The organism is Bacillus sp. 7894-2, from assembly GCF_002272225.1.
In the GTDB taxonomy this organism is placed as follows: domain Bacteria; phylum Bacillota; class Bacilli; order Bacillales; family Cytobacillaceae; genus Cytobacillus.
Window position 1 is genome coordinate 22,115 of sequence record NZ_NPDG01000072.1, and the last position, 25,264, is coordinate 47,378.

The following is a 25,264-nucleotide window of genomic DNA, read 5'->3' on the forward strand; positions in this document are numbered from 1 at the left end:
GGTAGAATGGAGTTAACTTGACTGAAATGGTGATTGAAATGAGAAATAATAAATATTTAGTGATTTATGAGGAGCTTGCCCAGCAAATCCATGAAGGCAAGTATCCCGCCAGATCCATTCTGCCATCTGAACATGAATTGACGGAGATGTATTCCACTTCAAGAGAAACCATCCGCAAGGCCTTGAATTTGCTTGCACAAAACGGATTTATTCAGAAAATACGCGGAAAAGGATCGATGGTCCTTGATTTAAAAAAGCTGCAGTTTCCCATATCGGGTCTGGTCAGCTTTAAAGAGCTGGCCGGGAAGATGGGGCAGCGTGCTGAAACGATTGTGGACGAATTTTCGCTTATTCAGCCTGACGCAGAAAAGATGAAGCATCTTCATATTGATAAAGATGAAAAGGTCTGGAAAGTCTATCGTGTCCGGAAAATTGAAGATGAGCGGATTATTTTGGACAAGGACTTTTTAATTGAAAAATATGTCCCCGGCTTAACGAAGGATATCTGCCAGAGTTCTATTTTTGCCTACATTGAGGGCGATCTCGGAAAAAAAATCAGCTTTGCCAAAAAGGAATTTACAGTCGAAGAACCGACTGCTGAAGACCGCAGGCTTCTCGATATGGAAGGATTCCATGCCATTGTCGTGGTGAAAAATTATATTTATTTCGATGATGCCACCCTTTTTCAGTACACAGAATCCAGGCACAGGCCGGACAAATTCAGATTTGTTGATTTTGCGAGAAGAATGGACAGCGGAGTGTAACATGCTTTTTTACGTTTAATATTGTCCATTCAGGGAAATCTCCTTATGTGAAGATTTTTAAAAGGAGATGGTATAGATGAGTAAAAAAATCGCATGCTTAATTACCGAGATGTTCGAAGATAGTGAATACACGGAACCTGCTAAAGGCTTCAAAGAAGCGGGACATGAAGTGGTAACAATCGAAAAAGAACAAGGTAAATCCGTTAAAGGCAAACAGGGTGAAGCCACTGTTCAAATAGATCAGAGCATTGATAACGTAAATCCGCAGGACTTTGATGCGCTATTCCTGCCAGGCGGATTCTCACCGGATCAGCTTCGTGCCGATGACCGATTCGTCCAATTTGCCAAATCATTTATGGACGAAAAGAAACCAGTCTTCGCGATCTGCCACGGACCGCAGCTGCTGCTGACAGCCAAGACTCTAGAAGGCCGCGACGCAACCGGCTACAAATCTATCCAGGTTGATATGGAATACGCAGGAGCCAAATTCCAGGACTCAGAAGTCGTAGTCTGCCAAAACCAGCTCGTCACAAGCCGCCAGCCAGAAGACATCCCGGCATTCACACGTGAATCGCTTAAATTGTTAGGATAATGAAATTTACAGCCCTCTGCCTTGGCAGAGGGTTTAATATATTATTGAGAAGATAATTCGTACGGGTTTTGATTCTGAAAAATCTTGTATTAATAACGTGCTGATTGGAGCGGAAGGGATTCGACTCCTGCGGGAGCAGCGGGAAACGGGAGACCCCGCAGACGCAATGCGTCGAGGAGGCTCCCGGGCCGCCCGCGGAAAGCGAGTCCCTGCAGCGGAAATCAGCACCCTAGGTCAACAGCTGCACATTATGTTTGTAGGATATAGCCTACAAAAAAAGCAGCCCTCAAAAGGCTGCTTCCATAACTATTTATTTTTTCTCAAATTCCCAAGCTCCTCAACCAAAGCCTGCATTTCATTCGGGCTAAACGAATCCTTTTTCATAACAAGATCATAAATATCCTTCAATTCCTCATACATTTCCTCATCAAAATGTGAAGGCTTAATAGCACCTAAATTCAAAACCTTCAGCTTCTCCTTAATAGCCTCAATCATAAACTCCACATTCTCAACCGACTTCTCCGATAAATTATTCAATTCAGACACCCTCTCATAGCTATGTATTAGGACGAACACACTTTTCTTATCATCTTTCCACGATATCAGCAAATTGTCAACTTAAATTAGGCTTGCATGTACCATGGAAATTAGTAGAAAATAAAGGAGTAGTTTGTACAAACTACATAAGAAAATACAGGTCAGGTTTCGTTTAACGAAAAAAAGGGAAAAATTGAATAAAATTTTCATATAATAATTTTACTAAAGGAGAATAAAATATGGGGAAATCATTGTTTTGGAAAGGCGTACTATATGGAGCACTTGCAGGCGGTGCGCTAAGCCTGCTTGACAAATCCACAAGGGAAACCGTTGTTGACAACTGCCGGAAAACGTCCAGCAATGTCGGCTACTACTTAAAACACCCAAGTGAAGCGGTGAATCAGGTGAAGGATGTTTCCAATAAGGTCAAAACCGCTATTGACCAGGTTAGTGAAGACGTCGCTTTTATCACTGGAACTGTGGAAGAAATAAGGGAAATGGCACCGGAAGTAACACAGATTGTTCAGAATACAAAGCAGGCTTTTTCAGATATAAAGCCCAAGGGATCAGGCGAACTGCCGGAAAAACCTGCTGGCGATTCGGTTCAGATTCCGCATTAATAACAAGTGAGGTGTTGGAATGGGACGAACTTTTTCGGCTCTGATTCCAAACTTATGGAAAAGAGTAGAAGAAGATGATGTCTTTGGACTTGCTGCCCAATTGGCTTATTTCTTTCTTCTCTCTCTTTTTCCTCTGCTGATTTTCCTGGTCACACTCGTTCCTTATTTGCCGATCACACAGCAGGATATTTTAAATGTTGTCCGTGATTTTGCACCGGGAGAGACCATGAAGCTCATTGAAACCAATATCTATGAAATTACGCAGCGAAATGGAAAGCTGCTTTCCTTCGGGATCATCGCTACGCTCTGGTCGGCTTCAAATGGAATCAATGCCGTGGTGAAGGCTTTCAATAAGGCATATGACGTAAAGGAAACCCGTCATTTTATCATAGCCCGCGGGATGGCGATCCTGCTTACGTTTGCGATGATCTTTGTGTTTGTACTGGCCCTGCTTCTTCCTGTTTTCGGAAGACAGATTGGCTTATTTATCTCTTCGGAATTTGGTTTGTCAGGCCAATTTCTGGCTATATGGAATATGATTCGCTGGCTAGTGAGTCCATTTATCCTTTTTGTGGTGTTTACAGGGTTATACTGGATAGCTCCCAATAAAAAATTAACCTGTATAAGCGCTGTGCCTGGAGCCATTTTCGCAACAGTCGGCTGGGTGCTGTCCTCGCTTGCTTTTTCATACTATGTCAGCAGCTTCGGCAATTTCTCCGCGACCTATGGAAGCATTGGAGCTATTATTGTTCTTATGATCTGGTTTTACATATCCGGTATTATTATCATTTTGGGCGGGGAAATCAATGCCATCAGTTCGAAGATCAATAAAGAGGATTGCTGATAAAAGTTTCCTTCTTAAAAAGTCCCTCTCCGTTACACACTAGTAATGGGGGAAAATGAATACATTGGAGGGGACCGATATGACAAAGCACACGAAAAAAGACGGCGGCACTAAGCAAAAAGGCAAAAACAAACCAAAACAAAAAACATCCGGTTCTGCTAACGGGCAGAACGGCTACCACTAGACATAAAAAAGCCTGGGAATCTGAATTCCCAGGCTTTCCTTATGATCTCAATAACCTCAAGCTGTTTAAAATAACCAAAATGGTTGATCCCTCATGGCCGATTACGCCATATGGAAGGTCAAGCAGCTGCAGGAAGTTGGATCCAATTAGAAACATGATCACCGTGATCGAAAAGATGACATTCTGCTTGATAATCTTATTCATGCGCCTTGAAAGTTCGATGGCCTCCGCAATTTTCGGAAGGTCATTTTTCATTAAAACCACATCAGCCGTTTCAAGCGCTACATCTGTTCCTTCGCCCATGGCGATTCCGACATTGGCAGTGGCCAGGGCAGGGGCATCGTTAATTCCGTCACCAACCATGGCGACATTGCTGTATGTTTCCTTCAGCTTTTTCAAATGCTCCACTTTGTTTTCAGGCAGGCATTCGGCAATATGCTCGTTGACATGGCTTTCGCCCGCAATGGCTGCTGCGGTTGTCTGGCTGTCACCTGTCAGCATGACCGTGTAGATTCCCTGTTTCTTTAAAAGGTCAATGGCCTGTTTGGTTTCTTCCCGGACAACATCCTTCAGGGAGAGGAGGCCAATGATTTCATCGTTTTTCTGGACAAATACAACCGTCTTTCCTTCGCTTGCCATACGGTCGGCAGCTCCGTCTGCAAATGCCGTGGCCTCAGTTTTACCGACAAAAGAGGCTTTGCCGATTTTCCATTCATCATGGTCAACCTTCGCTTTGACCCCAAATCCGGTAACATCTTCAATGCTCTCCGGGTGGATAAGGGACTCATTAAGTGTGCTCTTGGCATATTTGACAATGGCATTAGCCAGCGGGTGGTTTGAATGACTTTCAATGGATGCGACCTTTAGAAGCAGTTCTTCCCTGGAAAGCCCATCACTGACTACTACATCGGTTACTTCCGGTTTTCCTTTTGTCAGTGTGCCGGTTTTGTCAAAGGCAATCGCCTTCAGATGGCTCAGGTTTTCGAGGTGCACACCGCCTTTAAAAAGGATGCCGTGTCTCGCTCCATTCGAAATGGCTGATAAAGTCGCAGGCATAATGGATGCGACCAGGGCACAGGGTGATGCGACAACAAGAAGGATCATGGCCCGGTAAAAAGTTTCAGTCCAGCTCCATCCTAAAAGGAAGTGTGGAGCAAACATCATCAGAACAACAACAGCCAAAACAATTTTGACATAGGTGCCTTCAAACTTTTCAATGAAAAGCTGTGAAGGGGATTTCTCGCTTTGAGCTGATTGCACAAGCTCGATAATTTTTTGAAAAAGAGTTTCATTAGTTGGTTTTGTGATTTCAACTGTAATCGATCCGTTCAAATTCACAGTACCGGCAAATACCTGGTCATCCGCCCCTTTGGAAACAGGAAGTGACTCACCCGTAATGGCGGCTTCGTCCAGTGATGAATGGCCTTTTACGATGGTTCCATCAGAGGGAACCCGCTCACCCGGCTTTACAAGGATAAAATCACCGATACTCAGCTCGGAAACATGGACACGCTCCTCGGAACCGTCTATGATCCTCAGAGCTTCTTCAGGCTGCAGCTCCATAAGGGAAGAGATTTCCTTATGGCTTTTGTTCATGGTGTAGGTTTCCAAAGCACCGCTGACTGCGAAAATAAATATCAGGATGGCTCCTTCTGTCCAATAGCCGATAATGGCTGAGCCGATTGCAGCGAAGATCATCAGCATTTCCACATTCAATTCTTTATTCTCAATGGTTTCTTCGATGCCTTCTTTCGCTTTCGCAAAACCGCCGATTACGAAAGCCAGCAGGTAAGCGGCAATCGATGGTGATTCCATTCCACTCCGGTCTAACAGCCAGCCTGTCAGAATCAATACACCGCTCAGAAGTGCGGCAATTAATTCAGCATGGGGTTTGATTTTTTCTAAAAGACTTTCTTCAGATCGATTGCTGCTTTTAAGCAGAGCCTTTGCCTCCATACTCATCGTTTGTCCTCCTAAAATGGTTTTTATGTTTTTCATTTGTCTTATTGAGAAGAATAATCACATTCAATACCCCTAAAAAACAACGAAAGCTGCCACCAGATAGGTGACAGCGTTAAGATCAGTAATGCAGCTTGCATTATGCAGTTATGGTAATCTATTACACTTATATTACTATATAACCTATGAAAAGAAAAGCTAAACAGTTACGTGAAATTAAAATGACTGGCTTTTCTCCAATACCTGCCCTTTGTGCCCAAATAAGGTGACGGCACCAAAGATTATCAGCAGCATCACACTGATAATGTTGAAAAAGCTGATGGTCTTGAATAATTCAATGAAAAGGCCGCCGAAGTAGGGGCCAATCAGGCTTCCGATGCTGAAGGCTACCCCGCAAAGCAGGTTGCCTGTCGGCAGCAGGTTCTTTGGCATTAAGTCTGCCATATAGGTGATGCCAAGTGAGAAGGTTGATCCGACGGCCATGCCTGCAATGAATAGGCAGATGGTCAGTGCAAGCACGATTTCCTCCAGCAGGCTTGCAGCGACAAAGCTGATAAACCCGATAAAAAGAACACTCATTAACACATGGCGCCTTCCGAATTTATCACTCATGATGCCTAACGGAAGCTGGAATAGGATGCCCCCGATCGCAAATGAAGTCAGCAGCAGGGAAACACTTGAAACTTCGAGCCCAATGCGCAGGCCATAGATGGGAAAGCTTCCATTCAATGAAGCTTCAAGGAACCCGTAACCCATTGCCGGAAGGAAGGCAACCCAGCCATATTTCGTGGCTTTTGAAAAACGCTTCATCGTTTCCCGGAATGAATTAATTTCTATGGACTGTTCAGGGAAATCATTTTTCAATGAGAATAAAAACAGCCAGGCAATCAGACATAGAATGGAAGAAATGATAAACGGCATGGTTTCATTGATTTTGACAAGCGGTGCCATTAATGGACCCACTGCAAATCCCACTCCGAAGAAAAGTCCGTACAGGGAGATATTCCGGCCGCGTTTGTTTTCCGGGGAAAAGGATGTGATCCATGTCTGCGTTCCGAAATGCAGGGCATGGTCGCCGATTCCGATAAGAAGCCGCAGGATAAACCAGAACCAAAAGGATTTCCACAGCGGAAAAAGCATGAGAGATACAACAACTAATAATCCTCCAAGGATAATGACCGGCTTGTAGCCGTATTTTCGCAATGGATATTCCATAAAAGGTGAAATGAGAAGGATGCCAATATATAAACCAGTTGCATTTAGACCATTTAAGCTCGAGGAAATGCCGTCATTTTCGAAAATAATGGCAATTAACGGCAGCAGCATTCCCTGACTGAAGCCGGAAATGGCCACAATGCTGATGAGAATCCAAAAGCGCATTGTTTCTTTATTCATAAAAAAACCTCTTTTTCTGACGTGAAATATAAATGTCTCCTAAATGATGGTATCGGGAATAAGGAATCTTGGCAAGAGTAAGTTTATGGTCATAAAAGGCAAAATAGTGTAATCTCTACTAATAATAAGATAAAAAGGGGCGAATACCATGGAATTTAAAATGAAGGAAGAAGCAGGCTTTTATGCTGATTTGCCATTTGGGCGTCTGGAGGTGGCCGGAGATGAAGAGTATGGCTTCAGGCCGTACCAGCTGCTTGTCGCTTCGCTGGCTGTGTGCAGCGGCGGTGTCTTAAGAAAAATCATGAAAAAAATGCGCATGGAATTTGAGGATATCCAAATAAAAACCAGTGTGGAAAGAAATCCTGAAAAGGCTGACCGCGTGGAAAAGGTGCAAATCCACTTCATTATTAAAGGAACGGATTTAAATGAGGCGAAGCTCCACAAGGCATTGGAATTGACCAGAAAGAATTGTTCAATGGTGCGCTCAGTGGAAGATAGCATTGAAATAGAAGAGACATTTGAACTTATTTAACATGCAGACAGGAAAGGGGATGCCTCTTTCCTGTTTTTTTATACAGAGCGTACTTTTGTGAAAGACTGAATAATAATAGTATAATAATTCCTATACAAATAATAAGAATTTCAAGTAGAAATGAGGTGCCCCACATTGAAATTCCAGGACTTAAAAACCGCCGAAGAAAGAATCGTGCTCATGGAAGAGCTCTCAAAAAATTTTTTATCAAGAGCAGCCAAAAACGATGAAGAAGGTCTTTTTCCGTTTGAAAATATGAAAGAATTAAAAGAATCCGGCTATACTTCCTTGACCGTCCCTAAACGATACGGGGGAAAAGAAATCTCCCTTTCTGAATTTCTGCAGCTCCAGGAAAAGATAGCGGAAGGTGACGGATCCACCGCCCTGTCCATTGGCTGGCATATGGGGATTATCAAAAGCCTTGGCGAGAAAAACAACTGGAAAGAAGCTATATTTAAGAAGCTGTGTGAAGACGTCAAAAAGGGTGCCCTAATGAATAACTGTGCAACAGAACCGCAGACGGGCAGCCCTACAAGGGGAGGCAAGCCCGTTACCTCTGCACGAAAAGAGGGGGATTCCTGGATCATTAATGGCCGGAAAAGCTTCACAACCATGGCTCCCGTGCTGGATTACTTTAATGTGAGCGCCACGATTGAAGAGAGTGGAGAGGTTGGGAACTTTTTAATTCCGGGAAACTCTGCTGGCCTGGAGATTGAGGAAACATGGGACAGCATTGCTATGAGAGGAACAGGAAGCCATGATCTTCTTTTAAAAAATGTAAGGGTGAAGGAGGATGCGCTTGTTGAGCTGTTTCAGCCCGGCAAAAAAGGCGCGGCCGGCTGGCTTCTCCACATTCCTGCCTGTTATTTGGGCATTGCACAGGCTGCTCAGAATTATGCGATTAGGTTTGCAAAGGATTACTCCCCGAACAGTATAAAGGGTGCGATTATTGATTTGCCCAATGTTCAGCAAAAAATTGGCGAGATGGAATTTGAACTCATGAGAGCGCGCCATTTCCTTTATTCAGTTGCAAATAAATGGGATGAAGCAAACGATGATACGAGAAGCGGAATGCAGCCAGAATTGGGAGCGGTCAAGCTGGCTGTAACGAACGCAGCCATTACAGTAGTCGATTTGGCCATGCGGGTGGCAGGTGCGCGCAGTTTATCGGCAAAAAATCCGCTGCAGCGCTATTACAGAGATGTGCGTGCCGGGCTTCATAACCCGCCGATGGATGATATGACAATTCAGGCATTAGCAAATAATGCAATAAAGTAACGAAGAAAGGCTGCTGTTATAGACGGCAGCTTTTTATATGCCATTTGCGACAAGTTTGATTCATTCTAAAAATGGCTAAAGAGAAAGTACGTTTTACATAAACTCTCTGCATATAATCACATAGGCAGGAATGTGCAGGCAATACTAAAAAATAGTATAAAACGAAAGGAGTTAAAGATATGACAAATAAAGTGTTCATGGTATTGGCGTTTGCAGGTGTTCCGCTATCTGTCATCGGAACATTGATGCACTGGTCCAATATATTGCTGTTTGCGATATACTGCATTACGATTATCGCATTGGCCAGCTATATGGGAAGGGCGACAGAAAGCCTTGCCGTAGTAGCGGGTCCCAGAATTGGAGGATTACTGAATGCCACCTTTGGAAATGCAGTTGAACTGATTATATCCATTTTTGCTTTAAAGGCCGGCCTGATTAGTGTTGTTCTTGCATCACTGACAGGATCCGTTTTAGGGAATTTACTGTTAGTTGCAGGACTATCATTTTTTGTTGGCGGAGTTAAATACAAGACCCAGTCCTTTAATGTCTATGATGCACGTCATAACTCAGGACTGCTGGTGTTTGCCGTCATTGTGGCTTTTGTGATTCCTGAAGTTTTTTCAATGACAATGGATGAAGCTGAAACAATTACATTCAGCATAGGCATCTCTGTCATTTTAATAGCTCTTTATTTAGCGGCTTTATTCTTCAAGCTTGTCACTCACCGGGGCGTCTATCAGTCTAATGAGGAAGACGGAAGCTCTCATGAGGAGGAAACGCCGGAATGGAGCAAAGGAAAAGCCATTGCGGTACTTGCCATTTCGACCATTGCCGTTGCTTATGTGTCAGAGAATCTGGTTCACACCTTTGAAACAGTTGGAGAAGCGTTTGGCTGGACAGAACTGTTTATTGGGGTAGTCATTGTGGCAATCGTGGGAAATGCAGCAGAGCATGCTTCAGCCATCATTATGGCTTATAAAAATAAAATGGATATCGCTGTTGAAATTGCTGTTGGTTCCACTCTGCAGATTGCAATGTTCGTAGCACCGGTCCTTGTACTGCTTTCATTAATGTTCCCGGCTGCAATGCCCCTTGTCTTTACAATGCCTGAGTTAATTGCTATGGTGACGGCCGTCCTGCTGATGATTGTCATTGGCAATGACGGGGAAACCAACTGGTTTGAAGGAGCGACTCTACTGGCAGCTTACGTAATCATGGGAATCGGATTTTATCTTTTATAGCAAATAGAAAACCGGCTCTGAAAATTCTCAGAGCCGGTTATTTATATGGGTATTTAAGTACTTTTCTTAAAGGATTATGTTTTTTCAGAGAATGGTTCTGTTCGCTTTCTGTCATTGATCACCAACCTTCATGCTGATTTTTGATCATTAACCTGACTTGCAGATGACTTAACAAAAAAACGATTCTCCTCCTTTTACATAGTAGTGGGGTTGATTTCCACTGCCCTCCTTTAATTTAGTAATTTCATTATAAACCATTAATTGATATTTGTAAATATTCTGATTTTTACAATTTTGTTACAAAAAAATCGAAACAAAGCTTATTTTTCATGGGAGGGATAATATCCCCTTTCTCCGAAAAAACTAATATCAACCCTAAAAAGATTGTGACTTGAAAGGAGAAAGACATCATGAAAAAATACGTAAGCATTCTTTTTTTAGGTCTTATACTATTGCTGTCATTCCATCCGGCCGCAGAAGCGCAGAAAGGGGCTGAGAAGCCGGCTAAACAGCCGCCGAAAGCAATCACTATCCCTAATTCGGTGCTGAATGTAACGAAGGAAAATACGTATCCGAACCCTGCGCAGGATATGCCGACACTGCAGCCGAGCGAATTAACTCAGCAGCTCATTGACTCATCGAAGGTTACGATCGAAAATCCGGATCTCATCCGGATGCTGAATGAAACCTCTGTCAGCAGCACTCCGTTCGCGCTTGGCTATAGAGCGATCGTCTATCTCGGCCAGTGGCCGCTAAATTATGAGTCGGCCGAAACCTCCCCAAATTGGGAATATCAGCGGATAAACACGAATTATTTTGATAACCGGGGCGGCAAGGCGCCATACCAGATTCATTATGTGCAGGAAGCCCAGAAGGTTGTCCGCGGGGGACTTACCGCCAAGGTTCCCAATGCAGAGGATGTTAAAAAGATGATGCTCCTCAAAGCCATGGAGAAATCAGGTCTGCCGCTTGCTTTTGAAACGATTATAGGCGCAGGCACCAAAAAGGATCATATCTATAATATTCCGCCTAAAAGATTAGGCTATCTATACGGCTATGCTCCTGCCATCAATGAAAAGGGGAAAGTCACGTATGGAGAAGTGTATCTGATGCTGAAAGGCAGCAAAAAAATGATCGTCATTAAAAATGTCACTTCACAGGGAATAGGTGCCTGGATTCCGATTCAGGATCATGTGACATTCGGGTTTGTTGTTTCGGAAAGGCCGAGATAAAAATCAGCCAGCCCAATATCCGGGCTGGCTGATTTTTTTAGATATTCGAGCGTCTCGTCTTAAAATTTGTTTCTTTATAATAGCTGTTCTTCACAAGAACGTTAGGGCCCAGGCACTTAACACCCGCACAATGACAGTTCAGTGAATCGGCAAGGTCCGTTCTGCTCCACTTCTGATAAATGTCCTCAAGCTGATCGGTCTGGATATTCCCAAGCGGTGGTGTATCGCCAAAATCAGTGACAATGACATCACCCGTGAAAATATTAACATTAAGACGTGATCTTCCGTCAGGATCATTTCGGACCGTCACATTTTTGGATGAGTGCAGTCTTCTCAGAAGCTCCATGTCTTCCTTCTCGCTGCTGCAGGCATAAAAGGGCAGGGTGCCAAACAGCATCCAGGTATCCTCATTCCGGACATCGAGCAGATGATGGATGGCTGAACGCATTTCTTCAAGAGTTAATGTTTCTAATGAGGAGGCGAAGTCTGAGGGGTACATAGGATGCACCTCATGACGCTGACAATTCATTTCTTCCGTAATCTGTTTATGGATGTTCTCAAGATAAGGCAATGTCCGTTTATTAAGCATGGTTTCAGCGGAAACCATTACCCCCGCTTTTACGAGTTCCCTGCTGTTTTCAATCATCCTGTAAAAAAGACGCTGGCGCTGCTCTATTGTCGGCTTTCGTTCCATCATCGCAAAGCCGCCTTCAATGAAGTCCTCCTCCGTTCCCCAGTTATGAGATATATGAAGGACATCCAAATAAGGAATGATTTTTTCATAACGGGCTAACTCCAGCGTCAGATTTGAATTAATCTGTGTTCTGACCCCTCTGTCGTGTGCGTAGCGCAGCAGCGGCGCAACATAGTTTTCAACCGATTTTTTGGAAAGCATCGGCTCCCCGCCAGTTATGCTCAGTGATCTTAAAAGGGGAATTTCATCCAGCCTTTTCAGAAGCAGATCGATTGGCAGTGCGTCAGGATCTTTGGGCTGAAGGGTATAGCCGACAGCGCAGTGTTCGCAGCGCATATTGCATAAGACTGTTGTGGTAAATTCAATATTTGAAAGCACCATTTTTCCGTGCTGATCGATGTCGGAATAAGCTTCCCATGGATCATATTCCGGTGTGATGGGTGAAAGTTTTGTTTTCATATGTATCTCCTTAAAAAATCTAAGTCCTTTGTCATTATTTAATCTTTGGGATCTATTGTCAATCGATAGTTAGTACTAAAAATAACATAATAACGTTTAATTTCTCCTCCTGCGGGAATTAACTCAATATCAAACGAGAAACACTTTTAAACTAAAGAGGAGGAAATGAACATGGAACAGAATAACACTTATAATACGACAAACACAACAACTGCTTTGAGGTCTGATTACGGTCAGAATATGGACATGAATTATGACAATGGACAAAACAGCAAGCTGGTGAAAGGGATTGTGATTGGCGGTATTATTGGCGGTGCCTTAGCTATGCTTGATACCTCAACAAGAACGAAAGTAAAAACGAAAGCAATGGATCTTAAGGATTCTTCTGCAAATCTCATTTCAGAAGTAAGGGAAAATCCCGGTGATGTAAAGGAAAACATGATTAATCAATTCAAGAGTGCTTCCAATACCCTGAAAGATGCCATTAAAGACGCACAGAGTTTATATCAGCGCGTGAATGAAGATGTTTTCGGCAACATGGATGTGGTGAAGGAAGTGTCAACCGATGCTATGTCAACAGCGAAGGATGCAAAAAACGAGCTGGCTGATATCGGTTCAAAAGTGAAAGAGGCTGGCTCGGAGTTAATGGAAAACCCTGTTGAAAACAGTGGAACTTCCACAGGCTCAAACTATCAAGGTACAGGCGCAGTGAGCAGCACAAATACTGCTTTCCCGGCAGAGCGCGGTGAAAGTGCAGTTACCTATAGCCCTGAGACTCAAAAAAACAGCAATAACCTTTAATAGATGATATGAAAATCCTCTGCTCTTAGGAGTGGAGGATTTTTTTTTGTTTTTTTTCCTAATGATGGTTGTTTTATAAATACACGGCGGGGGTAACCCTTAATTATAGGTACAGGACAATTTTTGGAGGTTACATTATGGGTTATAGACGAGGGAAATCATTATCAAACGATATGGAAAAGCAATCACACGAAAGAGAAACAGCTGTTGGCACTGCGGGGATGGTCGTCAGTCCTCATTCAGTTGCCACAGATATTGGTGAAAAAATATTGCGGGAGGGCGGCAATGCAGTTGATGCTGCAGCAGCCATTCAATTTGCTCTTAATGTCGTAGAACCAATGATGACAGGTATTGGCGGAAGCGGGTTTTTAATGGTATACGACAATAAAAAGAAAGATGTAAAAATATATGATGGCCACACTCGGGCGCCAAAAGGCGTGCATCCGGAAATGTTTCTCGATGACAACGGGGAAGTAATCGATTTTCGTAAACGCTCTACCCATGGATCAGCAGTGGGCATTCCGGGTATTTTAAAAGCTTTTGAAACAGCTCTTGAGGAACACGGTTCCAAGCCGTTAGCCGATCTGATCCAGCCGGCAATCGAAGCTGCTGAGAGCGGTGTGGAAGTGAACTGGGTACTGGAGGAAGCTCTTCAGAACTTTCATTACAGACTTGGTGAAGAGGCTAAAGCTTTCTACTTCCCTGAAGGCAAAACCCTGAAGGAAGGGGACAGTCTTGTTAAGGAGCACTTAGCAAAGACATTCCGGATCCTTCAAAAAGAAGGGATTTCTTCTTTTTACGAAGGGGAGATCGCAGAAGCAATTATAAAGAGTCTTGAAGAAGAAGGCGGCTTTATGACGCTTGAGGACCTGAAGAATTACCGTCTTACAATTGATGAACCGATTTGGGGCGAATATAAAGGCTATAAGATTGCTTCGTCCGCTCCTCCAAGTGCAGGCGGTGTAACCGTCATTCAAATACTGAAGATCCTGGAGAAGTTTGACTTAAACCAATATGATCCAAAGTCATGGGAGAAATATTATCTGATTACAGAAGCTATGAGATTGGCGTTTGCTGACAAGGTTGCTTATTCAGGGGATCCGGAATTTTCAGATCTCCCGATTGAAGGGCTGCTTCATGATGATTATATTGCTGAACGGGTCAAAGCCATTAATTTTAAAAGAAGAAATGATGCCATCGATTTTGGGAACCCATGGAAATACCAGGAGGGCGAACCAAAGCAGATTATCCGCCAGCCGGATGATTTAGAGAAAAGTGAAACGACGCATTTCACGGTTGTCGATCAATGGGGCAATATTGCTGCGTGTACCTCAACCGTTGAGCACCCGTTTGGCTCAGGTATTATGGTAAAGGGATACGGATTTTTATTAAACAATGAGCTGACAGACTTTGATGCCAACCCTGGCGGCATCAATGAACCAAAACCGGACAAAAGGCCGGTCAGCTGTAAGAGCCCGACGATTTTGTTTAAGGATGATCAGCCAGTCCTGACCCTTGGTTCTCCAGGCGGGCCGACCATTATCGGCTCGGTTTTTCAGACGATTGTGAATGTTATTGATCATAACATGAATTTAAAGGAAGCGATTGAAGAGCCCCGGATCTTTGCCACAACAGGCCCTCTTATTGAGTGGGAGCCGGGCATCAGCATGGAATCCAAGGGAGAAATGGAGTCCATGGGGTATGAATTTGGAGATAAGCCAAGCAGGATCGGAAATGTACAGGCTATCCAAATCGACCGGGAGAAAGGCCGTTTATATGGAGCGGCTGACTCAAGCCGTGAAGGGAAGGCTGCCGGAATTACAGAGGAGCAAATAAAGAGCTGATGCCGTTTTGGCATCAGCTTTTCTTATGGCCAATATCAGAAAGGGTGCTCATCGTGCTGGTTGAACTGCTCCTTTGAATGACTGACATACTGCCGTCAGTTTCAAACACAACCGCTTCAATTTCATCCATTGAGGAATGACCGCCGGAGCGCACTGCCTGTAGCACTTCTGATTGTAAAACCCTGTTCTCTTTTAAAGCCGATTCAACGAAATGGCCTTTATAATAGAGAAGTTCTGGACTGGCTTTTATGAGCTTATTGAATTTGGCTGAATGAAGAGATAGCCAGGAAACGATATACTGAAGGCTGATCAAAAGAACATAAGCAGTCAGCCCTTCGGCAAGTGATACCTGTTTATTAAGGAATATAGTGGCAAGGGTAGAGCCGATGGCAACTGTCACCACTAAATCAAATGCATTCATTTTGGTTAACGTTCTCTTTCCTGCTATCCTTAGGAATATAACGAGGAATATATAACTCATTGCCCCAATCGAGAGAACTCTCCATATGTCCTGCCAGCTGGAAAAAAGCATGGTTTGCCTCCCTTCTATATAGGTCTATTCCTTTAAAAGGAAGACAATAAACGACGATTTTAATCCATATTCATGTTGCAGGGTGGCATTGACGGGTATATTAAGTGAAAATACTTATTTGCTGAAACCACAGATTTCATGTAGGATGTAATCGAGACGAAAGGAGAGAACGTTTTTGGGCAGTCCGATTCAAGATAAAAATTCACAAGTTACTTTTCTAAAGCAGCGCTTAAATATGTTCCTGGACGTACTGGAAGCTATTGAGCCGGAAGACACTGAGATCGAAGACATCGACCGTCTGATTGAAATGATCGATGACCTCGAATCCAAATGCCGTGAATTTAATAACCGCGATTAACAATAGGAGCCTGAGGGCTCTTTTTTTTGCGGAAAATTCCTTTTTCACCCTGTAAACGATTGCAACCTTTATCTTTAAATACACTTCAGATAGGAGTATAATGGTAGACGATTAATAATTATAATTTTCATAAAAGATATAGCGATATAGGGAGCAAAGGGAAGGGGACTAAAGCAATGAATATCGACAAATTTCAGGAAAGCATGTATCAGCTGATTGTTCAGACATCCACGAATCTTCCGCGTGACGTGCGCCGTGCGATTAAATCAGCGAAAGAAAGAGAAAATGCCGGCACGAGAGCGGCGATGAGCCTGGATACGATTACAAATAATATTAAAATGGCTGATGACAATGTGTCGCCAATCTGCCAGGATACCGGCTTGCCGACATTCAAAATCAAGACGCCTGTCGGTGCGAACCAGCTGGTCATGAAGGAAGCAATCAAAAACGCGATTGCCCAGGCTACCAAGGATGGAAAGCTTCGCCCGAACTCTGTTGATTCTTTAACTGGCGCCAACAGTGGTGATAACCTTGGCTTTGGCACTCCCGTTATTAAATTCGAGCAATGGGAAAAAGACTATATTGACGCACGCCTGATTCTAAAAGGTGGCGGCTGTGAAAATAAAAATATCCAATACAGCCTTCCTTGTGAACTTGACGGCCTTGGCCGCGCTGGACGTGACCTGGATGGAATCCGCAAGTGCATCATGCACTCTGTATACCAGGCCCAGGGACAAGGCTGCAGCGCCGGTTTCATCGGTGTGGGAATCGGGGGAGACCGCTCTTCAGGCTACGACCTGGCAAAAGAGCAGCTGTTCCGTTCTGTAGATGATGTGAACACTAATGAAGATCTTCGCAAGCTTGAAGACTATGTAATGGAAAATGCCAATGAGCTTGGCATCGGAACAATGGGCTTCGGCGGGGAAACAACACTTCTAGGCTGTAAAGTCGGTGTGATGAACCGCATTCCGGCAAGCTTCTTCGTATCTGTTGCCTATAATTGCTGGGCGTTCCGCCGTCTTGGTGTGGAAATCAGCATGGAAACAGGCGAAATTAATGAATGGATGTACCAGGAAGGCGAGCACATCGAATTTGGTGCAACTGAAGCTGAGCTTGAGACTGCGGCAGCTGCTGAAACAGCAGAGAAAACAAACATTGTGACCTTGCAGGCGCCGATCACGGAAGAACAGATTCGCGGTCTTAAGGTCGGAGATGTCGTTCAAATCAACGGCATGATGTACACGGGACGCGACGCCATCCACCACCACTTGATTGATCATGATGCTCCAGTTGACCTTAATGGACAGGTTATTTATCACTGCGGTCCGGTTATGATGAAGGATGAAGACGGCCAGTGGCATGTGAAAGCAGCCGGTCCGACTACAAGTATCCGTGAGGAGCCATATCAGGGTGACATCATGAAAAAGTTTGGCATCCGTGCTGTAATCGGAAAAGGCGGTATGGGGCCGAAAACATTGGCAGCACTTCAGGAGCATGGCGGCGTTTACTTAAATGCAATCGGAGGGGCTGCACAATATTACGCAGATTGCATCAAGTCTGTTGAAGGTGTGGACCTGATGGAATTCGGCATTCCTGAAGCTATGTGGCACCTTAAGGTTGAAGGCTTTACCGCAGTGGTGACAATGGATTCCCACGGCAACAGCCTTCATCGTGATGTCGATAAATCTTCACTTGAGAAATTGGCTCAATTCAAAGAGCGTGTATTTTAAAGAGGAACGAGAGAGGCTGCTTGCGGTCTCTCTTTTTTTGTGCATTTTTGCCAGCCGGCCCTGTGAATGTTTTTTTTTCATTCACAAACACTAAGAAAAAATATTGGAGGAGCTCAGATGAAAAAATTAAGTATCTTCCTGAGTGTATTTATTCTGTTTTTTTCCGGAACAGCTTATGCAAACTACGGCAACTCGCCGGTTCATTGGGGATTTAAAAAAGCAAAAAATGAGGTGCCCGCTGAAGCAGGCAAGCCGCTCGATTCGCTGCTTGAACGGCATGGCTCTTATTATAAAGGCGATACAAGCAAAAAGGAGATCTATTTAACATTTGATAATGGATATGAAAACGGCTATACCGGGCAGGTTCTGGACGTTTTAAAAAAGGAAAAGGTCCCTGCTGCCTTTTTTGTAACAGGCCATTATTTAAAAAGCGCACCCGATCTCGTCAAGAGGATGGCGGCTGAAGGGCATATCATTGGCAATCATTCCTGGCATCACCCTGATATGACCAGAGTGAGCGATGAGAAATTTATCAAAGAGCTCGAAATGGTCCGTGCTGAAACCGAAAAGCTGACTGGTGTTAAGCAAATGGCTTATCTGCGGCCGCCGCGCGGGATATTCAGTGAACGTACATTGGCTCTTGCTAAAAAGGAAGGCTACACGCATGTATTCTGGTCACTTGCTTTTGTAGACTGGCATACTGACCGGCAGAAGGGCTGGCAGTATTCTTATGACAATATTATGCGCCAGATCCACCCTGGCTGTATTCTGCTTCTGCACACAGTCTCAAAGGACAATGCCGATGCACTTGAAAAAGCCATTCAGGATCTGAAAAAGCGCGGGTACACGTTTAAGAGCCTTGACGACTTGACATGGGAGCAGGCGATTGGGGAGCAGATGCTGTACTGAAGTTTGGCAGAAATACAATGATCGCAGAAATAGACCCGGCTCGTCAGGGTCTATTTTTGCATAGGTAAACAATTTTAGCGAAAAAATGCTATAATCGGGGAAAATGATAAAGGACGGATTCTTCTTGGAAAAGATACAAGTAGAAGGACCTTATAATTTTGATCTCGTACTGGACAGGCTTTCGAACGATCCTCTTAATCAGGTTAATATAGAGGATAGATCTGTGAAAGTGCCTATGATGCTTAAGCGTCAGCCGGTCGTGGCAGAAGTAAAAGCAATCGGAACGACGGAACAGCCGGAATTTTTAATTTCCGGAACGGATGGCTCCCTTAAAGAAAAAGCAGCTGAGCGCTTATCGGAAATATTCCAATGGCATCTGCCACTTGAGACCATTCACAAACATTTTCAAAACACAGAATTACAGCCGATATTTGAAGAGCATTATGGAACGCCTATTGTGCTCGACTTTGATCCATATGGCTGTATCCTGAAATGCATTATCCACCAGCAGCTGAATCTTGCGTTTGCACACACATTAACAGAACGGTTTGTGAAAACCTTTGGATTTGAACAAGACGGTGTGTGGTTCTATCCGCTGCCTGAAAAAGTGGCAGAACTTAAGGTGGAGGACCTGAGGGAACTGCAGTTCAGCGGACGGAAGGCTGAATATGTCATTGGCATTGCAAAAGAAACGGCGGCGGGAAATATAAACTTTGATGAGCTTAAAAACCTTTCAGATGAAGAAATTTATGATAAACTGATCAAATTGCGCGGTGTCGGTCCCTGGACTGTTCAGAATTTCCTAATGTTCGGGCTTGGCCGGCCAAATCTTTTTCCGGCTGCAGACATCGGCATCCAGAATGCCTTGAAAAAATTATATAAATTAGAAGCGAAACCGACTCTTGAAGAAATGGAGACATTTTCAAAGAGCTGGAATCCTTATTTGAGCTATGCTTCGCTTTATTTGTGGAGAAGCATCGAGTAATTTGGAGTGATGAAGGATCATGAAACAAGAACAAAAAGCTAAATTAAAACTTAAGCAGACGTTCCCGCTGACAATCAAAAGGCTTGGCATCAATGGCGAAGGTGTCGGTTACTTTAAAAGGCAGGTCGTATTTGTACCTGGGGCACTGCCAGGTGAGGAAATTGTCGCAGAAGCAACAAAGGTAAATCCAAAGTTTTCTGAGGCCAAAATCAAGAAAATCCGCAAAAAGTCGGAGTTCCGCGTCCAGCCCCCATGCCCGGTCTATCATGAGTGCGGCGGCTGCCAGCTGCAGCATCTCCGCTATGATCAGCAGCTGAAGGAAAAGCGGGATATCATTATTCAAGCTTTAGAGCGCCATACCAAGTTGAATCCTGAAAAGCTGGATATAAAAGAAACCATTGGAATGGAAGATCCATGGAGCTACAGAAATAAAAGCCAGTTCCAGGTTGGCCAAAAAGACGGGAAGGTGCTGGCCGGTTTATATGGCATGAATTCGCACCGCCTGATTAATATTGAGCACTGTGCGGTCCAGCATCCGCAGACAACAAAGGCGACAGAAGCAGTGAAGCGAATTCTTCAGGACCTGCGAATACCCATTTATAATGAGAGAAACCGCAAAGGCATCGTAAGAACCATCGTTGCCAGGGTGGGAATACAGACAGGCGAGCTGCAGATCGTATTAATTACAGCTCAAAAAGAGCTTCCTAAAAAAGAAATCATTATCGAAAAAATAAAAAGTGAGCTGCCTGAAGTAAAGTCCATCATCCAAAACGTGAACGGTGAAAAAACCTCCATTATTTTTGGACAGGAAACCACGAATCTGGATGGAAGCGACTTTATCCAGGAAACGCTTGGGGACCTTCAGTTTGAACTATCGGCACGGACTTTCTTCCAGCTGAACCCTGAACAGACGGTCAAGCTTTATAATGAAGTCAAGAGAGCAGCGGCTTTAACAGGCAAGGAAAAAGTAGCTGACGCATACTGCGGCGTCGGAACGATTGGACTATGGGTAGCCGATAAGGCAGCTGAAATCCGCGGCATGGATATCATCAGGGAATCCATTGAAGATGCAAAGAAAAATGCGGCCCGCCATGGAATCAAGCATGCCCAATACGTGGTCGGCAAAGCAGAAGAATGGCTTCCGAAATGGACAAAAGAAGGATGGCGTCCCGATGTTATCATCGTCGATCCGCCAAGAACAGGACTGGACCAGCAGCTTTTAAAAACTATTTTGAAAGTCCAGCCGAAGAAAGTGGTTTATGTTTCGTGTAATCCATCCACATTGGCTAAGGATATTTCGGTCTTGAGTTCCAAATATAAAGTAAATGGCATACAGCCTGTGGATATGTTTCCGCAGACGGCGCATGTTGAGTGTATCTCGCAACTCATTTTAAAAGAAGGCAACTAACCCTTGTGGTTGTTGCCTATTCCTGTTCTTCGAAAGGATTTACGAAGTTGTAATGAATACGAAGATTACCATCAATGCTACAGGTGACTTTATTCACCAGTGAGTGTAAGTCTTGAGGAGTTAAATCGTTTAGTATTGAAACTTCTTTAAGCTTCTTACCTAAATGAATTGCATAGTTCTCACTTTCGCACTCTTCTAGCTTTTCTTGATACTGAATCTTAGCCGTTTCTAAATTAGATACTTCCTGATCAATCTGCTTACGATATTCCACTAGCTCTTCCCGAGTTATTATTTCGTCAGCATACATATCAAGGTAATCTTTCTTTCTAGAACGTAATTTATTTGATTTTTTCTCAATTTTTTTGAGTTCATTATTTATCTGAAATTTTTTCTGATCGAGTCTCTTTTGTAAGCTTTTTAGGAACTCATCGTCTTGAATAGATTGAAAAAGCTCTTGTAAATCTTCGATGATAATGTGTTCTAGTTCTTTTTCTCGGATAACTACTCTATTCTCCCAGAAAGTATCTCCGTGTTTAATATTGCCGCCACACCTATAGCCTTTTTGATTAGCCTTGAACCACATTCCCTTTTGGCAATGTTCACAGAACAAAACATATTGATATATTAGTAGGGTACGGAATAAAACATACTATCGAAAGAAACGTGATAGTCAGGTGCTACAGTTGTCTTTTTCCATTCAGGCATTTTATAAGTTGCTGTTGGAAGGGGAGAAAGCGCAAATTTCTCCTCTTCTTCAAATGCAGACAAACGAGACCCTTTTTTCCGCGTGAAGGGTCTTTTATTAAATTCATCTAATTTCTTCCTAACCTCTTCGTTCAATTCATCAATTGTGAAGCAATGCGTATTTCTTAATGCTGCAATGATCCAGGTAGAGATAACTCCAACCGAACCTTCTACACTAGCTTTATCTTTGGGAGTACACACCCTCGCAGGCATGACGACAGTGTTGTAGTAGTCTGTCATCTCTTTATAGGCAGGATTTAATATCAATTCACGGGTCGTATGCTTCGTAACACTCGTTTTTAGGATTGTCTGGAACGACAATCTGAGTCGTTCCACCAAAATATTTATACGCATTATTGTGAAGTGTAATCCAGGAATGCGAATCCATAGATAAGCTTGCTTCTGCGTATGATATTTGGCTGCAGGGAAGGGTCGCAACGAACACATAAGCTTTTACCTTTTCTCCAGTATCTCTATCAATGATGAATGCTGTGGAACCCGCCCAATCGACTTCCATGATTTCACCTGGTTTTCTGCGAATGCGCAAAGTAGCTTTGTACTTATCTGCATAATTGCTGTAATGACGCAAAAAACTACGATAAGAGTATGGAATCTTCTGGCTCGCTCTACATTCAGCTTCATATTCATGGTGGAGAAGTGAAAGTGTTACATTGGGCTTTGCCAACTCTTCATGAATATAGTCAAAATTCAAGGGGTGTCGACCTGAAGCCTCTAATGTCTTCTAAGGAAAAAGAAATTCCTCAATCCACTTATCCGTCATTTCTTCCTCTAACGGACAGACTAACCCCTTCTTTTCGGCAAGGCCGATGATCTCTGTTACTTTTTGACGAGAATGACCAGTACTTGAAGCGATGCCTCTAAGGCTGATGCCCTCATCGTGTAATTCCAATATCTTCCGATAATGAATCATACAAAAATACCTCCTGAATAATAATGGCACACCCGAAGGTTTGCTCAATAATTATACAGAAGGTATAGTGGTAAACAGCTTGTCATTTGCTGGTACATTTCTTGTCATTAGGTGGTAAATAGAATGTCATTGTTGGTACATTTCACTTGCCGTAATCACCCTGAGGTGATTGTCGAATGGAATAATCTAAACTCTTTCCTTCTTCATATAATGATACATAAGAAAGACAAAGTTTTTCTACGATCAATTTTGCAACACTTGTTTTTCCTACACCTCGAGGATCAATTAAGACTAACGCCAAATGAAAACCTCCATTAAATTTGGTAAATTGTATGTAGCCTATTGGTTCTTTTGAAGAAACATTTTAGAGAGATTCTTTAAAACTTCTGCATCTAGTTCAATATCATTTTCATACGCATACTTAATTCCGTAACCTAACGCTAATGTCATACTTCCGGCAATTCCAGCCCCAACAAATGATCCTGCCCCGGGTATAAATTTTATTGCCTGCCTAAAGAGACTCTTTCCCAAGTTTCCAGTCAAAGACGCGATTGCCAATTCCTTGGCTCTGTCTTTTGTTAATGGTTTTTCATATAAAGTTGCCAATCTGATCATTAAGCTGACTTGTATACCGGTTAAGGGAATAATATCAGAGCCTGGGATTGGTGCTGCCCCTACAGCACCTGCTGAAGTTGCAGCACCAAGAATCCACTTATTTGCTGTTGAAGACTTCTCCTTAATATGTTTTGCGAATAAAATATCTTTTTTTTCCTCTTTAAGAATATCAAGTATAGCATTTCTAAGCATATCAATATTTTCTCCAGTCCTTGATGAGATTGGAGTAACCTTAAAATCATAATTTGTAACTTCTTGAACAAATTTAACAAGACCTGGAATATCATCGGCTGCATCAATTTTATTTAAAACAAAGATTATTCTTTTATTAAATTTTTTTATTTTTTCATAGGATTGTCTTTCACCCTCTGAAAATACCGTTCCTGCTGCATTAAGGAAAAATAGAATAACATCTGCTTCTTTATAAAATTTAAGCGTCTCTTCGGAGTTTTTACTGGTTATATCGTCTAATCCAGGTGTATCAGCGAATATAATTTTATCTTTATAATTATATTTATCTACAACAGTAGTTTCCCCGGGCTTAGAGTTAACTGAAGCCACTTCTTCTCCAATTAGGCGATTAATTGTTGAGGATTTACCAGCGTTAACATCACCAATCATTGCAAATAAAATTTCTTTTTCAAGTTGCTCATTAATATTGTTTATTTCTTCTTCGTAGCTCTTTTCAAATTCATTATCATCAAATTGAATCATAATCTACTCACCTCTCCTTACTAAATACTAACAATTTTCCCTAAATTTTTCACTTTATTTTAAAATTTCTTGTTTACCAGTTAAAAGTATATTAACAATTATAAAATATTGATTTAATACTAATGAATTTACCCTCTCACATTATTGCCTAACTAGAAATCTATATAATTCTCTAGTAATTAAAATTGGGTATTTAGAAGGAACAAAATTACTTTATTTAATGTGTTGCTTTGATGTGAATAAGAACACGATAATAGATATATAATATATTTTGACTGAACAAGTCCATTGGTATGTCACCGATGAACAATGCCATCCTAATCTGCTTACCAAGCAAGGGCGGCATTTTAAGTATATTAATCAGCTTGACAGTTTATCTAATTGCCACCGTTAATTATAAACGGTTGGTAAAGCGAGACTTGGGCGACTCAGAAGTGTTTTTAATGCACTTGTGGTACTACAATATGACGGTGGCTCCAAACGCAAAACAGGAGTTTTCTATTAAATGCCGAATTCTACCTCTAATGTGAAGGGTGAAGTCTGGCTTCACCACCACATATCAGGGCTTTACCGAAAAGGGCTATTAAAATTTAATTTTCAAATCCATTATGAGTTTTTACATTATCTGGTATCTACATTGTACACCATCTACATTATGTTGGTTTCTCTTCTATTAAGTACATTAATCTATATTAGATCCTACCCTGTCGATTGTTAAAGTTCTGCAACTTAATATAAAATAAAAATATTTTCTGGGATTTTTTTAAAGCTTACTTAGCGAACTTAGATGAGTTTTTTTAACATTATGTTGAAGTAGGAAGCTCTATCTAACAAAAAAATTTCCGGATTAAATCTTTCTTTATAAAAGAAAGATTTAATTCTAGATATAACCTGAACTGAAATATATGCAGAATCCTCTAGCTCAGCTAAGAATTGTTCCAAACTTTTATCATTTTTTATCGTATTTATGTAACGAGATGCCAAAACTATATTGTTTAATTGGTACCCTAATTCATTATCTAATCTATCAATACTGGGCGTATACATACCTTCTTTATCTTCGTATTTATCTAGCCAAGGTGGGAAGAAATCCAACCCTGTATAGAAACACTGTCCGTTCTGATCTTGCCATAAATCAAGAAGGTCCCATGATGTAATAGAGAACGGAAGAGGCTCTTCACCATTGATTTTTCTTAATTTATTTGTCTTTTGAGAGCGTCTAAAGGCGTTGTTAATACTTCCCTCAGCCCACTTCAATATTTTACAAATATTTAAGTATCTGCCCTCAAAGAAAGTGTAGGGATGATATTCTCTACATTCTTCGCAGTATTTTGTAGGTTCAACCAACAATTTTCTTCAATC

General features: G+C 42.5%; 27 protein-coding genes. 15 read left to right on the top strand and 12 right to left on the bottom strand.

Annotated features, from left to right (window positions below):
• The first annotated feature begins 26 nt into the window (after window positions 1-26).
• Together treR and CHI10_RS11395 are read left to right on the top strand one after the other, a co-directional pair.
• Complete coding sequence (treR, locus tag CHI10_RS11390; RefSeq protein ID WP_286137315.1) at window positions 27-764, top strand: trehalose operon repressor; 738 nt, start codon at window positions 27-29, stop codon at window positions 762-764.
• Between the two features lie 76 nt (window positions 765-840).
• Window positions 841-1,356, top strand: coding sequence for a type 1 glutamine amidotransferase domain-containing protein (locus CHI10_RS11395; protein ID WP_048010425.1), 516 nt, complete (start codon window positions 841-843; stop codon window positions 1,354-1,356).
• Between the two features lie 306 nt (window positions 1,357-1,662).
• On the opposite strand, the gene CHI10_RS11400 is transcribed toward CHI10_RS11395, so the two are convergent.
• Complete coding sequence (locus tag CHI10_RS11400) at window positions 1,663-1,893, bottom strand: DUF1128 domain-containing protein (protein WP_035326433.1); 231 nt, start codon at window positions 1,891-1,893, stop codon at window positions 1,663-1,665.
• A 239-nt stretch (window positions 1,894-2,132) separates the two neighbouring features.
• On the opposite strand from CHI10_RS11400, the gene CHI10_RS11405 reads away from it, so the two are divergent.
• Window positions 2,133-2,513 (top strand): YtxH domain-containing protein, encoded by a 381-nt coding sequence (locus tag CHI10_RS11405; RefSeq protein ID WP_095244409.1) that lies wholly within the window; start codon window positions 2,133-2,135, stop codon window positions 2,511-2,513.
• A gap of 19 nt (window positions 2,514-2,532) precedes the next feature.
• Window positions 2,533-3,357, top strand: coding sequence for a YihY/virulence factor BrkB family protein (locus tag CHI10_RS11410; protein ID WP_095244410.1), 825 nt, complete (start codon window positions 2,533-2,535; stop codon window positions 3,355-3,357).
• A gap of 223 nt (window positions 3,358-3,580) precedes the next feature.
• Here the strand turns inward: CHI10_RS11410 and CHI10_RS11415 are convergent, their stop codons facing one another.
• Both CHI10_RS11415 and CHI10_RS11420 read right to left on the bottom strand, forming a co-directional pair.
• The gene (locus CHI10_RS11415; RefSeq protein ID WP_095244411.1) at window positions 3,581-5,503 is read right to left on the bottom strand and encodes a heavy metal translocating P-type ATPase; all 1,923 of its coding nucleotides are present in this window, start codon (window positions 5,501-5,503) and stop codon (window positions 3,581-3,583) included.
• 213 nt (window positions 5,504-5,716) lie between these two features.
• Window positions 5,717-6,895, bottom strand: coding sequence for an MFS transporter (locus CHI10_RS11420; RefSeq protein WP_095244412.1), 1,179 nt, complete (start codon window positions 6,893-6,895; stop codon window positions 5,717-5,719).
• Window positions 6,896-7,043: 148 nt separating this feature from the next.
• On the opposite strand from CHI10_RS11420, the gene CHI10_RS11425 reads away from it, so the two are divergent.
• The 4 genes from CHI10_RS11425 (at window position 7,044) to CHI10_RS11440 (ending at window position 11,178) form a co-directional block, all read left to right on the top strand.
• Complete coding sequence (locus tag CHI10_RS11425; protein ID WP_095244413.1) at window positions 7,044-7,427, top strand: OsmC family protein; 384 nt, start codon at window positions 7,044-7,046, stop codon at window positions 7,425-7,427.
• 135 nt (window positions 7,428-7,562) lie between these two features.
• Window positions 7,563-8,705 (top strand): acyl-CoA dehydrogenase family protein, encoded by a 1,143-nt coding sequence (locus tag CHI10_RS11430; RefSeq protein ID WP_095244414.1) that lies wholly within the window; start codon window positions 7,563-7,565, stop codon window positions 8,703-8,705.
• Between the two features lie 179 nt (window positions 8,706-8,884).
• Window positions 8,885-9,946, top strand: coding sequence for a calcium/proton exchanger (gene cax / locus CHI10_RS11435; RefSeq protein WP_095244415.1), 1,062 nt, complete (start codon window positions 8,885-8,887; stop codon window positions 9,944-9,946).
• A gap of 410 nt (window positions 9,947-10,356) precedes the next feature.
• Complete coding sequence (locus CHI10_RS11440) at window positions 10,357-11,178, top strand: YfkD famly protein (RefSeq protein ID WP_095244416.1); 822 nt, start codon at window positions 10,357-10,359, stop codon at window positions 11,176-11,178.
• A 37-nt stretch (window positions 11,179-11,215) separates the two neighbouring features.
• Here CHI10_RS11440 and yfkAB read toward each other — a convergent pair whose 3' ends face one another.
• A complete protein-coding gene (yfkAB, locus tag CHI10_RS11445) occupies window positions 11,216-12,337 on the bottom strand; it encodes a radical SAM/CxCxxxxC motif protein YfkAB (protein ID WP_095244417.1) in 1,122 nt (373 codons plus the stop codon).
• Between the two features lie 165 nt (window positions 12,338-12,502).
• On the opposite strand from yfkAB, the gene CHI10_RS11450 reads away from it, so the two are divergent.
• Both CHI10_RS11450 and ggt read left to right on the top strand, forming a co-directional pair.
• Window positions 12,503-13,132 (top strand): hypothetical protein, encoded by a 630-nt coding sequence (locus CHI10_RS11450; RefSeq protein ID WP_095244418.1) that lies wholly within the window; start codon window positions 12,503-12,505, stop codon window positions 13,130-13,132.
• A gap of 137 nt (window positions 13,133-13,269) precedes the next feature.
• Window positions 13,270-14,976, top strand: a complete 1,707-nt coding sequence (gene ggt / locus CHI10_RS11455; protein WP_095244419.1) for a gamma-glutamyltransferase — start codon at window positions 13,270-13,272, stop codon at window positions 14,974-14,976.
• A 13-nt stretch (window positions 14,977-14,989) separates the two neighbouring features.
• Here the strand turns inward: ggt and CHI10_RS11460 are convergent, their stop codons facing one another.
• On the bottom strand, window positions 14,990-15,508 hold the full coding sequence (locus CHI10_RS11460; protein ID WP_095244420.1) for a DUF421 domain-containing protein: 519 nt from the start codon (window positions 15,506-15,508) through the stop codon (window positions 14,990-14,992).
• 175 nt (window positions 15,509-15,683) lie between these two features.
• Here CHI10_RS11460 and CHI10_RS11465 point away from each other — a divergent pair, with 175 nt between their 5' ends.
• The 5 genes from CHI10_RS11465 (at window position 15,684) to rlmD (ending at window position 20,898) form a co-directional block, all read left to right on the top strand.
• Window positions 15,684-15,866, top strand: a complete 183-nt coding sequence (locus tag CHI10_RS11465; RefSeq protein WP_035326476.1) for an SE1561 family protein — start codon at window positions 15,684-15,686, stop codon at window positions 15,864-15,866.
• Window positions 15,867-16,042: 176 nt separating this feature from the next.
• Window positions 16,043-17,596 (top strand): fumarate hydratase, encoded by a 1,554-nt coding sequence (locus tag CHI10_RS11470; RefSeq protein WP_095244421.1) that lies wholly within the window; start codon window positions 16,043-16,045, stop codon window positions 17,594-17,596.
• Window positions 17,597-17,713: 117 nt separating this feature from the next.
• Window positions 17,714-18,505: a delta-lactam-biosynthetic de-N-acetylase gene (gene pdaA, locus CHI10_RS11475; RefSeq protein WP_095244422.1), complete on the top strand. Its 792-nt coding sequence runs from the start codon at window positions 17,714-17,716 to the stop codon at window positions 18,503-18,505.
• A gap of 103 nt (window positions 18,506-18,608) precedes the next feature.
• Window positions 18,609-19,490, top strand: coding sequence for a DNA-3-methyladenine glycosylase family protein (locus tag CHI10_RS11480; RefSeq protein ID WP_179289016.1), 882 nt, complete (start codon window positions 18,609-18,611; stop codon window positions 19,488-19,490).
• Window positions 19,491-19,509: 19 nt separating this feature from the next.
• On the top strand, window positions 19,510-20,898 hold the full coding sequence (gene rlmD / locus CHI10_RS11485; RefSeq protein WP_095244424.1) for a 23S rRNA (uracil(1939)-C(5))-methyltransferase RlmD: 1,389 nt from the start codon (window positions 19,510-19,512) through the stop codon (window positions 20,896-20,898).
• Window positions 20,899-20,914: 16 nt separating this feature from the next.
• Here rlmD and CHI10_RS11490 read toward each other — a convergent pair whose 3' ends face one another.
• From CHI10_RS11490 to CHI10_RS11505, 7 genes are all read right to left on the bottom strand, one after another.
• On the bottom strand, window positions 20,915-21,508 hold the full coding sequence (locus tag CHI10_RS11490) for a recombinase zinc ribbon domain-containing protein (RefSeq protein ID WP_286137308.1): 594 nt from the start codon (window positions 21,506-21,508) through the stop codon (window positions 20,915-20,917).
• A 14-nt stretch (window positions 21,509-21,522) separates the two neighbouring features.
• The gene (locus CHI10_RS22680) at window positions 21,523-21,963 is read right to left on the bottom strand and encodes a Mu transposase domain-containing protein (RefSeq protein ID WP_286137309.1); all 441 of its coding nucleotides are present in this window, start codon (window positions 21,961-21,963) and stop codon (window positions 21,523-21,525) included.
• A complete protein-coding gene (locus CHI10_RS22685; protein ID WP_286137310.1) occupies window positions 21,911-22,354 on the bottom strand; it encodes a hypothetical protein in 444 nt (147 codons plus the stop codon). Before CHI10_RS22685 ends, CHI10_RS22680 begins: the two co-directional genes overlap by 53 nt.
• 30 nt (window positions 22,355-22,384) lie before the next feature.
• Window positions 22,385-22,573: a winged helix-turn-helix domain-containing protein gene (locus CHI10_RS22690; RefSeq protein ID WP_286137311.1), complete on the bottom strand. Its 189-nt coding sequence runs from the start codon at window positions 22,571-22,573 to the stop codon at window positions 22,385-22,387.
• A gap of 142 nt (window positions 22,574-22,715) precedes the next feature.
• A complete protein-coding gene (locus CHI10_RS22355) occupies window positions 22,716-22,874 on the bottom strand; it encodes a hypothetical protein (RefSeq protein ID WP_179289017.1) in 159 nt (52 codons plus the stop codon).
• A 38-nt stretch (window positions 22,875-22,912) separates the two neighbouring features.
• Window positions 22,913-23,902: a GTPase gene (locus CHI10_RS11500; RefSeq protein WP_095244426.1), complete on the bottom strand. Its 990-nt coding sequence runs from the start codon at window positions 23,900-23,902 to the stop codon at window positions 22,913-22,915.
• Window positions 23,903-24,685: 783 nt separating this feature from the next.
• Window positions 24,686-25,252 carry a hypothetical protein gene (locus CHI10_RS11505; RefSeq protein ID WP_095244427.1) on the bottom strand — a complete coding sequence of 189 codons (567 nt, stop codon included), beginning with the start codon at window positions 25,250-25,252 and terminating at the stop codon, window positions 24,686-24,688.
• Between the last annotated feature and the right edge of the window lie 12 nt (window positions 25,253-25,264).